This window comes from Polaromonas sp. P1_F4 (assembly GCF_056405675.1).
The window spans coordinates 52197-66663 of sequence record NZ_JBFUBP010000006.1 but is presented as its reverse complement, the minus strand read 5'-3'; the positions used below and the strand labels follow the sequence as shown (position 1 = coordinate 66663).

At 64.9% G+C, this 14467-nt stretch carries 12 protein-coding genes; 1 reads left to right on the top strand and 11 read right to left on the bottom strand.

Annotated elements, in window-relative coordinates; all coding sequences use genetic code 11:
• Window positions 1-20: 20 nt before the first annotated feature.
• From AC1DYQ_RS13545 to cadR, 6 genes are all read right to left on the bottom strand, one after another.
• A complete protein-coding gene (locus AC1DYQ_RS13545; protein WP_477687218.1) occupies window positions 21-2075 on the bottom strand; it encodes an acetyl/propionyl/methylcrotonyl-CoA carboxylase subunit alpha in 2055 nt (684 codons plus the stop codon).
• 39 nt (window positions 2076-2114) lie between these two features.
• On the bottom strand, window positions 2115-3293 hold the full coding sequence (locus AC1DYQ_RS13540; RefSeq protein WP_477666603.1) for an acyl-CoA dehydrogenase family protein: 1179 nt from the start codon (window positions 3291-3293) through the stop codon (window positions 2115-2117).
• 27 nt (window positions 3294-3320) lie between these two features.
• A complete protein-coding gene (locus AC1DYQ_RS13535) occupies window positions 3321-4979 on the bottom strand; it encodes an acyl-CoA carboxylase subunit beta (protein WP_477687217.1) in 1659 nt (552 codons plus the stop codon).
• Window positions 4976-5860: an SDR family oxidoreductase gene (locus AC1DYQ_RS13530; protein ID WP_477687216.1), complete on the bottom strand. Its 885-nt coding sequence runs from the start codon at window positions 5858-5860 to the stop codon at window positions 4976-4978. The genes AC1DYQ_RS13535 and AC1DYQ_RS13530 overlap by 4 nt, the downstream gene beginning before the upstream one ends.
• A complete protein-coding gene (locus tag AC1DYQ_RS13525; RefSeq protein ID WP_477687215.1) occupies window positions 5857-6585 on the bottom strand; it encodes a TetR/AcrR family transcriptional regulator in 729 nt (242 codons plus the stop codon). The genes AC1DYQ_RS13530 and AC1DYQ_RS13525 overlap by 4 nt, the downstream gene beginning before the upstream one ends.
• Window positions 6586-6658: 73 nt before the next feature.
• The gene (cadR, locus tag AC1DYQ_RS13520; protein WP_477666599.1) at window positions 6659-7195 is read right to left on the bottom strand and encodes a Cd(II)/Pb(II)-responsive transcriptional regulator; all 537 of its coding nucleotides are present in this window, start codon (window positions 7193-7195) and stop codon (window positions 6659-6661) included.
• Window positions 7196-7287: 92 nt separating this feature from the next.
• Between cadR and AC1DYQ_RS13515 the strand changes: the two genes are divergently transcribed.
• A complete protein-coding gene (locus tag AC1DYQ_RS13515; protein ID WP_477687214.1) occupies window positions 7288-9537 on the top strand; it encodes a heavy metal translocating P-type ATPase in 2250 nt (749 codons plus the stop codon).
• Between the two features lie 136 nt (window positions 9538-9673).
• Here the strand turns inward: AC1DYQ_RS13515 and AC1DYQ_RS13510 are convergent, their stop codons facing one another.
• The 5 genes from AC1DYQ_RS13510 to AC1DYQ_RS13490 form a co-directional block, all read right to left on the bottom strand.
• The gene (locus tag AC1DYQ_RS13510; protein WP_477687213.1) at window positions 9674-10741 is read right to left on the bottom strand and encodes an ABC transporter substrate-binding protein; all 1068 of its coding nucleotides are present in this window, start codon (window positions 10739-10741) and stop codon (window positions 9674-9676) included.
• A gap of 64 nt (window positions 10742-10805) precedes the next feature.
• Entirely contained in the window at window positions 10806-11960 is a 1155-nt protein-coding gene (locus tag AC1DYQ_RS13505; protein WP_477687212.1) for an NAD(P)/FAD-dependent oxidoreductase, read from the bottom strand.
• On the bottom strand, window positions 11960-13342 hold the full coding sequence (locus AC1DYQ_RS13500; RefSeq protein WP_477687211.1) for an FAD/NAD(P)-dependent oxidoreductase: 1383 nt from the start codon (window positions 13340-13342) through the stop codon (window positions 11960-11962). Before AC1DYQ_RS13500 ends, AC1DYQ_RS13505 begins: the two co-directional genes overlap by 1 nt.
• Window positions 13339-13671, bottom strand: a complete 333-nt coding sequence (locus tag AC1DYQ_RS13495; protein WP_477687210.1) for a (2Fe-2S)-binding protein — start codon at window positions 13669-13671, stop codon at window positions 13339-13341. Before AC1DYQ_RS13495 ends, AC1DYQ_RS13500 begins: the two co-directional genes overlap by 4 nt.
• Complete coding sequence (locus tag AC1DYQ_RS13490) at window positions 13668-14462, bottom strand: ABC transporter permease (protein WP_477687209.1); 795 nt, start codon at window positions 14460-14462, stop codon at window positions 13668-13670. Before AC1DYQ_RS13490 ends, AC1DYQ_RS13495 begins: the two co-directional genes overlap by 4 nt.
• Between the last annotated feature and the right edge of the window lie 5 nt (window positions 14463-14467).

Below are 14467 nucleotides of genomic sequence, written 5' to 3'. Positions count from 1 at the left end.
TTTCCTGATTTTCCGGGTTCTCATGCTTTGGCCTCATCGAACCTCAGCAACACCTGCCCGGGACTGGTCTGCTGGCCCACCTCTGCCATCACGGCAGCCACCGCAGCATCGTGCGGGGCATTGACCGCGTGCTCCAGCTTCATGGATTCAATCACCAGCAGCGTGTCGCCGCGCTTCACAGTCTGGCCGGGCGCCACATGGACTGCAATCACCTTGCCGTTGAAGGGCGCCCGCAACTCCCGCGCGGTTGCAACACCGCCGGATGCCGCTGGCTCCAACGTGGCATCTTCCAGAAACAGGTCGACAGAGCCCGTCTGCACATGCCAGCGTGCACCGGGTTGCCCGGCAGATTCCTTCAGGCGCACCACCGATACGCGCTGCCCTGCCCGGCCCGTGCGTACCGCCAGAGCACCATCGGCGCCCTGCATGATCACCGCCGGCAACACTTCGCCGCCCGTTTCGATTTCCAGCGCCCCCCCGCCCAGCTCACGCACACGCAGGTCCAGCAGCTGCGCGCGGTGGCGCAGCCGGACCGGTCTGGGAAACGGGCACGGCAGGCTGTTTGCGGTACTGTTTGAATCAATATCTTGAGAGAAAATGGCCGCCAGGCCATAAGGGACGAGCGCAAGCAGCTCCTCTTTTTGTAGCGCTCCGCGTATCGCATCGCCCTGCTCCGCCAGGAAAGGAATCAGTGCGTGCCCGGCGCGGAACACCGGATGGACAAGGCAAGCCGACAAAAACTGCCGGTTGGTGGGCAGGCCCAGCACTTCGGTGCGGCCCAGCGCCGCCACCAGCTGGTCTATGGCTTGCTCACGTGTCGCGGCATGCGCCACCAGCTTGCCCAGCATGGAGTCGTAGTGCGGCGACACCACCTGGCCTTCAAACAGCGCGTGGTCAAAGCGCACATCGCCGGGTTCGCGGAACCGCTGAACGATGCCCGTGTGCGGGGTGAAGTTTTCGTCTTCCGCACATAGACGCACCTCCATCGCATGACCGCTGAACACCACCTGCTCCTGCGCAAGAGGCAGCGGCTCGCCTTGCGCTACGCGCAGCTGCCATTCGACGAGATCAAGGCCTGTGACAGCTTCAGTCACCGGATGCTCGACCTGCAAGCGAGTGTTCATTTCCATAAGGAAGAAACTAGCCCCCACGCTTGCCACTTCGTGTGCTGCGCTGCCCCCCAAGGGGGCCTTCGCGCCTTGGGGCGACCCGGCGGCGCTCACGTCGCCACCATCAACCAGAAACTCCACCGTCCCTGCACCCACATAACCCGCGGCTTGCGCCAGCGCTACCGCCGCCCCACACATGCGCGCACGCAGCGCAGCATCCACCGCCGGGCTGGGCGTTTCTTCAATGATCTTCTGGTGGCGGCGCTGTACCGAACAGTCGCGCTCTCCCAGGTGAATGCAATGGCCGTGGGCGTCGGCAAATACCTGCACCTCGACATGGCGTGGATTCAACAAAGCCCGTTCCATCAGCAGCTCCCCGCTGCCAAAGGCCGAGAGCGCTTCCGAACGGGCGCTTTGCAGCGCCGCCGAAAGGTGCGCGGCATCCCGCACCAGCCGCATGCCGCGCCCGCCGCCACCGGCCACGGCCTTGACCATCAGCGGGTAACCGATGCGCGCGGCTTCGGCTTCAAAGCGCGCGTCGGACTGGTCATGACCCTGGTAGCCCGGCAGGCAGGGTACGCCCTGGGCGCTTGCGAGTTGCTTGGCAGCCGACTTGCTGCCGAGCTGCCGGATCGCGGCCGGCGGTGGCCCCACCCAGGTCAGCCCCGCAGCAATCACCGCGTCGGCAAAGGCGGCGTTCTCGCTGAGGAAGCCGTAGCCCGGATGCACCGCATCGGCGCCGCTGGTCTTGGCCGCAGCAACCAGTTTGTCGATGCGCAGATAGGAATCGACCGAGCTGACACCTCCCAGCGCACAGGCGATGTCCGCCTCCTGCACATGCAGCGCACCGGTATCGGCGTCTGAATACACCGCCACCGTCTGCATGCCCATGGTTCGTGCGGTGCGCATGATGCGGCGGGCAATCTCCCCGCGGTTGGCCACCAGCAGGCAGCGGATATTTTTCATGCAGACGCCCCGCTCCATATGCCAGGCACGGTCATGAACTCAGCCACCCTTCTTGCCGGACTTGGCCACACCCATCATTTTGGCAATGATCCCCATCATGACTTCGTCGGCCCCGCCGCCTATGGAGCCGAGCCGGCCGTCGCGGAACATGCGCGCCACTTTGTTTTCCCAGGTGTAGCCCATGCCGCCCCAGAACTGCAGGCAGGTGTCGGGCACCAGGCGGTTGAGCCGCCCGGCCTTGAGCTTGGCCATGGAGGCGAGCTCGGTCACATCCTGGCCCTGCACATAGAGCTCGCAGGCGCGGTAAGTCATGGCGCGCAGGCTCTCGACTTCGGTCTTCATCTCGGCGAGCTTGAACTGCACCCATTGCTGGTCAGCCAGGGTGGCGCCGAAAAGCTTGCGCTCGTGCGCCCACCCGACTGTCCATTCAATACAGTTGGAGAGTGACTGGATGCAACTGGCCGCGCACCACAGGCGCTCTTCCTGAAATTGCATCATCTGGTAGACAAAGCCCGAGCCTTCGCTGCCGATGAGGTAGCGCTGCGGCACACGCACTTCGTCAAAGTAGATCAGGCCGGTGTCGGATGAGTTCATGCCGATTTTCTTGATCTTCTTCGCCGCTTCAATGCCTTTTCGCAGCTTGCCCTTGTCGCGCATGGGCACCATGACCAGGCTCTTGTTCTTGTGCACGGGGCCCTCGCCGGTGTTGACCAGCATGCACATCCAGTCGGCCTGCAGGCTGTTGGTGATCCACATCTTCTGGCCGCTGATGATGTAGTCGCCGCCGTCCTTGCGGGCGTGGCTTTTGATGGAGGCGACGTCGCTGCCGGCGCCTGGCTCGCTCACACCGACACAGCCCACGGCATCGCCGGAAATTGCGGGCACCAAAAACTCGCGCTTGAGTTCGTCGCTGCCGAAGCGCGCCAGGGCCGGTGTGCACATGTCGGTCTGCACGCCGATGGCCATGGGCACGCCGCCACAGTCAATATGACCCAGCGCCTCGGCCATGGCCATGGCGTAGGAGTAGTCCAAGCCAGCGCCGCCGTATTCCTCAGATTTGGTCAGGCCCAGCATGCCCAGGTTGCCGAGCTTCTTGAACACTTCATGCGCCGGGAATATTTCGGCGGCTTCCCATTCATCGACGTGCGGGTTGATCTCGGCATCAATGAAACGCTTGAGAGTTTTCTGGATTTCGAGGTGTTCGTGGGTGTACTGCATTTTTGTCTCCGTTTTTTTTCAGGCGGTCTACATACGCGCCACGCCAAACTGCATGGGCCTGAGCTGCCGCGCATCGGCCTCGGCGCACATCGCCAGGCACTGTGCCAGCACTGCGCGCGTGTCGCGCGGGTCGATGACGCCGTCGTCCAGCATCAGGCCCGAGGTGTAGAACACATCGGCCTGCGCCTCGAACATGGCGACGATCTTGTCGTACTGGGCTTGCGACTGGGCCGGGTCCGGCGTGATGCCTTTGCGCGCCAGGGCCGCCTCACCCACGATCTGCATGGTGCGCGCGGCCTGTTCGCCGCCCATCACCGCCGTTTTGGCGCTGGGCCAGCTGAAGAGAAAGCGCGGCGCGTAGCCGCGGCCGCACATGCCGTAGTTGCCCGCGCCGAAGGACGCACCGCACTGGATGGTGATTTGCGGGACGGAGGCGTTGGTGACGGCCTGGATCATCTTGGAGCCGTGCTTGATCATGCCGGCCTGCTCGCTCTCCTTGCCCACCATGTAGCCGGTGGTGTTCTGCAGGTAGATGAGGGGGTGGCCCAACTGGCACATCAGCTGGATGAAGTGCGTGGCCTTGTTGGCGCCGGCCACATCAATCGGGCCGTTGTTGCTGATGATGCCGACCGCATAGCCATCAATCGATGCCTGCACGCACACCGTGGCCTCACCGTAGAGCGCTTTGAAAGGCAGAAAATCGGAGCCATCCACCAGCCGCGCGATGACCTCGTGCATGTCCAGCGGCTGGCGCAGGTCGCTGGGGACCAGGCCCAGCAGCTCGTCAGGCGGGTAAACAGGTTCGCTGGGGGAATCCTTACCTGCTATTAAATTAGTAGCTGCTTGCGCCCGTCCTGCTTTGCCTGCCGCCCGATTTGACCATGAAGTTCGGGCCACTACCTGGCGCGCCAGCCCCAGCGCATGGCGATCGTCATCAGCCAGATGCTCACCCAGGCCCGACACGCCGGTGTGCATTTCGGCGCCGCCCAACTCTTCCTCGGTGGCGACTTCGCCGGTGGCAGCCATCAGCAGCGGCGGGCCGGCAAGGAAAGCGCGGGAACGCTTGCGCACCATGATGACGACGTCGCTCAGGCCCGGCATGTAGGCGCCCCCCGCCGTGCCCGAACCGTGCTGCACGGTGATCACGGGAATGCCCGCCGCCGACAGGCGCGCCAGGTTGCGAAAGAGGCTGCCGCCGTGCACAAAGCCTTCGACCCGGTAGCGCATGAGGTTGGCGCCCGCGCTTTCCACCAGGTGGATAAAGGGCAGCTTGTTTTGCAGCGCGATCTCCTGCACGCGCAGGATCTTTTCCAGCCCCATGGCCTGGACGGCGCCGGCTTCTATACCCGAGTCGCTGGCCACCACCATGCAGCGCACGCCACTCACAAAGCCGATGCCGGCCACCACGCCGCCACCCGGCACCGACTGGCCGGCCTCCTTGCTGTCCTGCAAATAACCCGCGAGGGAACACAGGCCCAGCCAGGGCGCCCCCGCATCCAGCAGCAAGGCCACACGCTCACGCGGCAGCAACTGGCCGCGCTTGTCGAAGGCGGGCCGCGACTTCGCCGAGGCGGCAGCGCTGCGTTCTTCCAGCGCACGCAGTGCGGCGATGCGCGACAGCATCGCCTCACGCCGCTGCGAGGCTTGTGGCGATTGCGCATTCCACGCAGACTGGAACAGCGTCATGACTGGAAGACCTTGGGGGTTTCTGCCAGGTGAAAGCCGTCGAAGGGCTTGATCGCCTCACGCTGCAGCGCTTCGGCATCGGGCCGCCGCATGGGCCAGCCCATGCGCACCTGGGGCCGGGCGCCATCCACCCGCAGCGTCGTGCCGCTGATGAAGTTGGCGGCTTTGCTGAGCAGGAAGACGACGGCCGCCGAGGTTTCACTTTCGGTGCCGAAGCGGCCCAGCGGCACGGTGTGGCGCATCTCGCGCAGCATGGGACCGGCCTCTGGCGGGTAGTGGTCCATGCCGCTGGAGGCGATGTAGCCGGGCGCGACCGCATTCACCCGCACGCCGCTATGGGCCCATTCGGCCACCGCGGTTTCGGTGAAGCTCACCATGCCGGCGCGCGCCGCGCCGCTGTGGCCCATGCTGGGCATGGAACCCCACATGTCGGCCACGATGTTGACGATGCTGCCGCCTTTGCCCTGCATGGCTTGCAAATAGCATTCGCGCGCCATCAGGAAGCCGCCGGTCAGGTTGGTGTTGATGACGGCCTCCCAGCCCTTGGCGCTGATGGACTCCAGCGGCGTGATGTACTGGCCGCCCGCGTTGTTGACAAGCCCATCGATACGGCCCTGCGCCACCACGATGGCGGTGATGGTGGTCTTGACGGCCTCTTCCTGGCGGATGTCGCAGGGGTGAAAACTCACGCGACCGCCCTGCGCCACGATTTCCCCGGCCACGCTGTGAAGTTTCTCGATATTCCTGCCTATCAGCACCACATGCGCGCCCAGCGCAGCGAGTTCATGCGCGATGCAGCGGCCAATGCCGGAGCCACCACCGGTGACAACGATGACCTGGCCGGAAAAAAGGCCGGGGCGGAACACGGATTGGTAACTCATGCGCGGACCTTTCTTGCCGGGGATTTCGGAGTTTTTTCTCCAATGAACAGCGCCATGGCCGCATCCGCCAGATCATCCAGCGATGCATCTTTTTTGGCGTCAAACCACTGCACCGACCAGTTGAGCGCGCCAAAAATCAAAAGGCGCGACAGCTTCACCGGCCCCTTGAGTTGCCCTGCGGTGGCCAGCGCCTCCAGCACCGGCTCCCACACGGCTTCGTAGTCGCCTTGCAGCTTTGCCAGCAGGTTGCGCTGCCGGGCTGTGATGGAACGCGACTCGTAAAGCATCACAGGGATGAAGTCGCTGCCGGGGCCCAGCAAGACGTCAAAGTGATTGCGGATCAGCACGCGCAGCAGCGCTGGCGCCTCAGCGGTGGAAAGCCCTGCCGCCTTCAAAGCCGCGGCCTGGCGCTGCAAGGCGGAACGCATGCCCTCTTCCATCACGGCATTGAGGAGTGCCGCCTTGCTTTTGAAGTGGTAGAAGGGCGAACCGCTGTGCATGCCGACGGCCGCCGCGATGTCGCGCGTGCTGGTGGCGTCAAAGCCTTTTTTCCGGAACAACCGGGCGGCCGCATTGACGAGTTCGACCCGCCGGTTGCCGTCGTCGCGTTCGTCCAGGGTTTTGCGCGGCCGGCCGCGCGGGCGCTTTTCAGCGCTGTCGGTTGCGGTTTTCGAAGGGGTATGAGCGCGTGCGGCAGGTCGCGAACGCGCGGCAGGTTTGTCCATAAGGACGGACCTTAGCAAAACCCGATATTTTTAGCAAGCAAGTGCTTTGTAAAAATAAGCAGCCCGCGTTTCGTCACTTGCGCACGGCTGCCGCCTTGCCGGTGGCGGGGTTTTGGCGGTCCTCTTCTTTGGCGGGCACACCGACCTGCGGGTGCGCGCCGTGGATATGTGCGGCATGGCCGCGCCCGGCGGGGACGCGGTTCTGGCTTTGCCGCAGTGCAGCTTTTTCCAGGCCGCTGAGGATGCCGCAGTCGCCCGCGGCCTGGCCGCTGGCACACTGCTCACGCAAGACCTTGAGGTCTTTTTCCAGCGCCTTGAGTTCGCGGATGCGCGTGGCGACGTGGCTGATGTGCTCGTCCAGCAGGCTGTTGACGTCGTCGCAGCTGCCGGCCGGCGCATCCTTGAAGTTCAGCAATGCGCGAATTTCCGCCAGCGTCATGTCCAGCGACCGGCAGTGGCGTATGAAGGCCAGGCGCTGCACATGGCTTTCGTCATAGATACGGTAATTGGCGTCGGTGCGCGCCGCTTCGGGCAACAGACCCTCACGTTCGTAGTAACGGATGGTTTCCGTCTGGGTCTGCGCGGTTTTGGCCAGTTCTCCGATTTTCATGGCGACTCCTTGAACATCGTCCCCACATCGCTGTAGGGTCACTTCAGCAGCCAGCTTGACTCTAAGGCCGCTACAGGGTTTCCAATTAGGCCATGAAATCTGAAAAAACCCTTGTTTCCGGCCCGGATGCCCCTACCGGCGACTGCTGTGGCGGCGCCCATGCCGCACACGCACCTGTATCCAATGCCGCCGGTGCCGCGGGGCGGATTTTCCGCATCGCCACCATGGATTGCAGCGCCGAAGAGTCTGACATCCGGCGCGCGCTGGAGCCGATCGCCGGTATCCGGTCGCTGGGCTTCCAGCTGGGTGCACGCACGCTGCGAATAGACGCCAGCGAAGAAGCCTGTGCGACGGCCCTGGACGCGATCCGCAAGGCCGGGTTTGACCCGCAACCTGCCCAGACGGGTGCCAACGCGCAAGCAGACGGCCATGACCATGAGGGGCATGCGCACGACCACGGCCATGATGACGGTTTTGGCAGCGGTGTCACCCGCCTGGCCGCGGCGCTGGTGCTGGCCGTGGGCGCCGAGGCCGTGTCTTTTTTTGCGCCCGAGCTGCTGGCCTGGAAAGTCGCCGGCATGGCGGTGGCGGCGCTGGCCATTGGCCTGGCCGGCCTGGACACCTATAAAAAGGGCATGGCCGCCCTGCTGCGCGGCAAGCTCAACATCAACGCGCTGATGTCGGTCGCCGTCACCGGCGCTTTCCTGATCGGCCAGTGGCCGGAAGCCGCGATGGTGATGGCACTCTATGCCATTGCCGAGTTGATCGAAGCCAAAGCCGTAGACCGCGCGCGCAATGCCATCAAGGGCCTGCTGGACATGGCGCCAGAAGAAGCGCTGATGCGGGGCGCGGACGGCGCATGGACAGCAACGCCTGTGGCCGCCGTTCCGCTAGAGGCCGTGGTGCGCATCAAGCCGGGTGAGCGCGTGCCGCTGGATGGCGTAGTCACCCTGGGCAACAGCGCCGTCAATCAGGCGCCGATCACGGGCGAAAGCATCCCGGTCGACAAGGAACCCGGTGCCGCCGTCTTTGCCGGCACCATCAATCAAACCGGAGAGATCGAAGTGCGCGTCACGGCGGCTGCCGGGAATACCACGCTGGCACGCATCATCCACGCCGTCGAACAGGCGCAAGGCAGCCGCGCACCCACGCAACGTTTTGTCGACCGCTTTGCCGCCGTCTACACGCCGGCCGTGTTCGCCATCGCCGTTGCGGTCGCCGTGTTGATGCCGCTGCTGGCGGGCCTGAGCTGGCAGGAGTCGATCTACAAGGCGCTGGTGCTGCTGGTCATCGCCTGCCCCTGCGCGCTGGTGATTTCCACGCCCGTCACGGTGGTGAGCGGGCTCTCGGCCGCCGCGCGCCGGGGCATCCTGATCAAGGGCGGCACCTACCTCGAGCAGGCGCGCCTGCTCAAAGCCGTCGCGCTCGACAAGACCGGCACCATCACGGAGGGCAAGCCCCGGTTGGTGGATTGGCGTACCTGGGGCAACGCAGACGCAGCGATGGCCGTACAGCTGGCCGCCGGCATGGCCTCACGGTCTGATCATCCGGTGTCCAAAGCGATTGCAGCGGGCCTGAACACCGAAGCCGCCGACGTGCAAGCCTTCAAGGCCCTGCCGGGCCGGGGCGTTGAGGGAACGGCCCAGGGCCAACGCCTCGTGTTGGGCAATCACCGCCTTATCCATGAGTTGGGCTTGTGCGGCGTGGAGCTGGAAACTGAACTCGCCCGGCATGAACAGCAAGGCCGCACGGTGACGCTGCTGGCCGACAACACACGTGTGCTGGCCCTGTTCGCGGTGGCCGACACCATCAAGCCAACGTCCCGGCAGGCGATTGCCGACCTGAAGGCGCTGGGTGTCACGCCCGTGATGCTGACCGGTGACAACACTGCTACGGCGCGCGCCATCGCCGCCCAGGCCGGCATCAGCGATGCGCGCGGCGACCTGCTGCCCGAGGCCAAGCTCGACGCCATCCGCGAAATGCAGCAGCACTACGGCGCCACCGGCATGACAGGCGACGGCATCAACGACGCGCCCGCACTGGCGCAGGCCGACATCGGCTTCGCCATGGGCGGCGCCGGCGCCGACACGGCCATGGAAGCGGCCGACGTGGTGATCATGAACGACAACCTGGAGCGGGTGGCCGAAACAGTGCGGATGTCACAACGCACGCACGCCATCCTGTGGCAGAACATCAGCCTGGCGCTGGGCATCAAAGGCATCTTCCTGCTGCTGGCCATCTTCGGCACGGCGACGATGTGGATGGCAGTGTTTGCCGACATGGGTGCCAGCCTGCTGGTGGTGGGCAATGGCTTGCGTTTGCTGCGCCATCGGCACAACTAGGATGCTATAAATTTAATAGCTGCCTGCGCTCATTCCGACTGCGATGGAGGCCCAAAAAGCATAAAACCCGAAGTGGCCCGGAAAGGCCCGCTTCGGGTTTTCGCATGCGCCTGCGAAAGGCGCTGGCAATGGATGATCAGCGCTCGACCGTCTTGTTCCAGCGCGCATTCCAGGCCGGGCGGTTCTCGTTGATGGCATCCCAATCCACCGTAGTCGCCGTCTTCATGTAGGTGTTCATCTGGGTCACAAGCGCGGCAGCCTTGCCGCTGGCCTTGGTTTTGGGGTTGGACGGTATCTGGTCGCCAAACTCCAGCGCCGCGGCCTGCGCCTCAGGCGACAGCAGGTACTGGGCCAGCTTGTGAGCCAGCGCAGGTTCGCTGTTCTTCGCAATCACGCATTCACCCACCGTCAGCACGGCCGAGCCTTCCTTGGGCTGCACGTATTCCACGGGCAAGCCCTTGTCTTTGAGCACGCCGACGGCGGTGGGCGTGAGCGGGAACATCGCGGCCTCACCGGTCTGCACCATTTCAGCGATCTTGGCCGAGCTCGGGATGTACTCGAGCACGTTGGGGCCTATGGTGGTGGGCCAGGCCTTGAAGCCGGGCTCCACATTCTTGTCGTTGCCGCCCTGGATGCGGTTGAACAGCAGGAAGCCGTGCAGGCCGAAAGTTGACGACGACAGCGACTGGAACACTACCTTGCCCTTGTATTTCGGGTTGGCCATGTCCATCCACGAAGTCGGCGGCGCCCAGCCCTTCTCGGTGAACATCTTCTTGTTGTAGGCGATGCCGGTCATGCCGATGTTGACGCCGGCGGCCATGTCGCCCTTGAAGCGTGCCGTGGGAAACAGGTCATTCAGCGCGGGGGTGGCCTGCATCTTCTCGCACAGGCCCATGCCGATGGCACGGTACATGATGCCGTCGTCCAGGAACATCACATGCATCTGCGGGTTGTCCTTGTTGGCCTGCGCTTTGGCCAGGATGTCCGACGAGGTGCCGGGCACGACGACGACCTTGACGTTGTTGGCCTTCTCGAACGCGCCGAAGACATGTTCGGTGTAGGTTTTTTCCATGGTGCCGCCGTTCATGCCGATATACAGCGTCTTGGTCTGAGCCATGGCGTTTCCGCCGGCCAGGCCGGCGGCTGCAACGGCAAGCGACACCGCTGTAGCGCGGGCGGTCAGGAATCGTAGGGAGATGTTCATGGAAAGCTCCTGGTGGCGTTGGTGAAGTGAAGGCAGTGAAATCGAGGAGGGCTGTGAAAGAGAACTAGACAACGGAGGAAGAAACGAGCCCGGCGGTTGTCGCACGCGGGTTTGCGGAAAAGCGTTCAATCGAAAAGGCGTCGATAGGCGTGGCACTCTCGCCGCTTTGCACCAGGTCAGCCAGCACCGCGCCCACACCCGGCCCCAGCTGGAAGCCGCCCCCGGCGAATCCGAATGCATGAATCAGGCCCGGTGTGGTGGCGCTCGGTCCTATGACCGGCTGGCGGTCGGGCAGGTAGCCTTCGGTGCCGCTCCAGGTGCGAATGATGTGGGCGTTCTTCAGTGCCGGCAGCAGTTCGACGGCTTGCTGCATCAGGCCGGCCAGGCCGCTGCGCTGGGCGCGGGCACGCTGCTCGTCCAGCGCGTAACCCCGGCCGCCGCCGATGACGCAGTTGCCCCGCGCGACCTGGCGGGCATAGATACCGCCGCCTTCCACGCCGAGACTGAGGTTCATGAATGCGGGCAGCGGTTCGGTCACCGACATCTCGGGATGGCCGGCCTCCATGGGCACGGGCTCACCGAACTGCGTCGCGAGGGCGCCTGCCCATGCGCCCGCGCAATTGAGCAGGTGTTTGGCGCGAACCTCCAGCGCATCGCCCGAACGCAGCACAAACACCGCTCCGTCGCGCGCCACCTCGTCCACACGGGTCTGTTCGCGTACGTCGGCGCCGAGCTTGCGCGCGGCCATTGCAAAGGCCGGCGACACGAGGCGCGGGTTGGCCTGTCCGTCACCAGGGCACAGCGACGCGCCTATGGGAGCTTTTCCCAGCCACGGGCAGCGTTCGCGCAAGGCCCGCATGGAGAGCATCTGCAAATCCATGCCGAAGCCCAACGTGCGCTCACGGTAGCTTTCGAGCGAGACCAGGTCGGCTTCGCTGCGCGCGATCTTGAGGTGCCCCGAAGGGAGATATTCGCCGTCGATGCCGATCAGTTCGGGCAATTGCGTCCACAAGCCCTGCGCGCGCTGCGAAAGCGGCAGCTGGCTGATCGGGCGGCCCTGGCGGCGCACGCCGCCGTAGTTGACACCGCTGGAGCGCGAACCGCACAGGTCACGCTCGAGCAGCACGACCGACAAACCCATACGGCGCAGGAACAGCGCCGCCGACGAGCCCATGATGCCGCCGCCCACAATGGCAACGTCGGCCGCAATGCGTTCCATCAGACGCCCTCCTGCGTTATCACCTGGGCGGCCATGGCTGAAAACGGCAACGGCTTGATAGGTGACTGCCCGCGCAGCCGGCCCACGGCGTCAGGCTGCGCAGCACAGGCCTGGGCGAGGATTTCCGCCGCGGCCACGCCGCAGGTACGCCCCTGGCAGCGTCCCATGCCGACCCGCGTCAGTGCCTTGAGGCGGTTCATCTCGCGCGCGCCGGTTTCGGCCACGCAGCGGCGCAACTCGCCCGCAGTGATTTCTTCACAGCGGCAGACCACCAGTTCATCAGGGGCGGCTGCAGCCCAACCAGCGGGAAATGGAAAGGCCCGCTCCAGTCCTTCCCGGAAGGCCGCCGTACGCGAAAGCTGGTTTTCGAGCGAGGCCGCGCGTGCCACATCGATCCTGTGCCCGGTGTCCGCCAGCAGAGCCAGCGCGGCACGCTCGCCAGCCCATTCCGCGGCATCAGCGCCCATGATGCCGGCACCATCGCCGGCCAGGTAAACACCTGCCACGCTGGAGCGGCCCATGGCGTCGCGCTCGGGCAATGCGCCACGCTGCAGGCTGTCATAGCGAAAATGGCAGCCCAGCAAATCGGCCAGTTGCGTCTCGGGCCGCAGCGCGTAGCCAAAACCCACGCCGTCGCAGGCGATCTCGTGCGTTCGGCCGGCCTTGCGCCAGTGCATCGCCTGCACGCGTTCGTCGCCTGTGGCGCATACCAGTTCCGCGCCTTGGTGCACCGCGACGCCGTGCGCTCGCAACCAGCCCAGGTAATAAAGGCCCTTGGCCAACAGCGCCGGCTGGCGCAGCATGGCGGGCACGGCGGCGGCCTTGCCTGCAAAACTGGCCGTATCAAGCACTGCCACAACTTTGGCGCCCGCCCTGGCGTATTGGTAAGCAATCAAATACAGCAGCGGCCCGGTGCCGGCAAACACCACGCGCGAACCGATCGCGCAGCCCTGGAATTTCAGGGCCACCTGCGCGGCGCCCAGCGTGTAGACGCCGGGCAAAGTCCAGCCGGGAAAAGGCAGGACACGGTCCGCCGCACCGGTGGCAACGATGAGATGGCTGTAGGGCAGCGTGCTCATCACCCCATGGTGAAGCAAGTCGAGCTTGCCGCCTTCAGCGCTCCAGACCAGGGTGTCGGGGCGGTAATCGACCTTGTCCAGGATACCGGCCATGGCCTCATGTACCGCGTCGGCGCGCCCGGCCTCAAAACCATACAGAGCTTCTTTGGGCCGCATGAAGCCTGCGGGCGGCTGGCGGTAAATCTGCCCGCCCCAGCGCGGCGCCTCGTCCACCACCACAGGGCGCAGGCCGTGCGCCACCAGCGCCTCGGCAGCGCGCACGCCGGCCGGGCCGGCGCCCACAATCACCGCCTGCGTACTCATACCGGTCCCTCCGCGCCAGTCACCAGCCGCATGCCTTCTTCGATGAAGGTGCTGCAGGCACGCAGGCGCCGGCCCGATTCGGTCGCGACCCAGCAGTCCTGGCAGGCGCCCATCATGCAAAAGCCGGCGCGCGGCTCACCGCTGAATTCGCTGAAGCGCAACTGCGCGCTGTGCGTCAGCACCGCCGTCATCACGGTGTCGCCGGCCAAGGCCTTCAGGGCCTGCCCATTGAGCACAAAGTTCACCGGTTTGCGATTGCCTTCGGCCAGGCGGTGAAGCAGGGCTGCAGGCTTGCGGCTCACCCGGGCAATTTCAATGGTTGATTTCATTTGTGTCCGACCAGGATCTTGTCGAGGCCGTAGATGCGGTCCAGCACCAGCATGGCCACAGCCGTCAGCGCCACCATGAGGGCCGAGACGGCCGCCATCAAGGGGTCTATCGACTCGGTCGCATACATGTACATCCGCACCGGCAAGGTCACGGTGGAGGGCGCGGTGACAAAGATCGACATGGTCACCTCATCAAAGCTGTTGATAAAAGCGAGCAGCCAGCCGCCGGTAACGCCAGGCAGGATCATCGGCAGCGTGACGCGCACAAACACCGTCGCCTGGCTTGCGCCCAGCGAGAGGGCCGCCTGCTCAGCGCTGCGGTCGCTGCCTTCGACCGAAGCCAGCACCAGCCGCAGCACATAGGGCGTGATGATGACCACGTGCGCCAGCGCCAGCCAGAAAAAGCTGCCGGTCGCACCGATCAGCGAGAAGGTACGCAGCAGCGCCACGCCCAACACCAGGTGCGGAATGATGAGCGGCGAGAGAAACAGGCCATTGAGGAAATCACGGCCCGGGAAGGTATGGCGGGCAATCGCCAGCCCGGCCGGCACAGCCAGCAGCGTAGCCAGCGTGGCAGCTATCGACGCCAGCCAGAGGCTGTTCTTGAAGGACTGCACAAAGTCGGAATGCGCAAACACCGCACGAAACCAGCGCAATGAAAACTCCGTGGTCGGAATCGCCAGCGTGTTGCCGGGCGTGAAGGCCACCACGCATACGATGACCAGAGGCGCCAGCATGAAGGTGATGACGAGTGCGTTGAAGAGCAGCGCGAGAGGACCGTTCTTGGACATGGCGT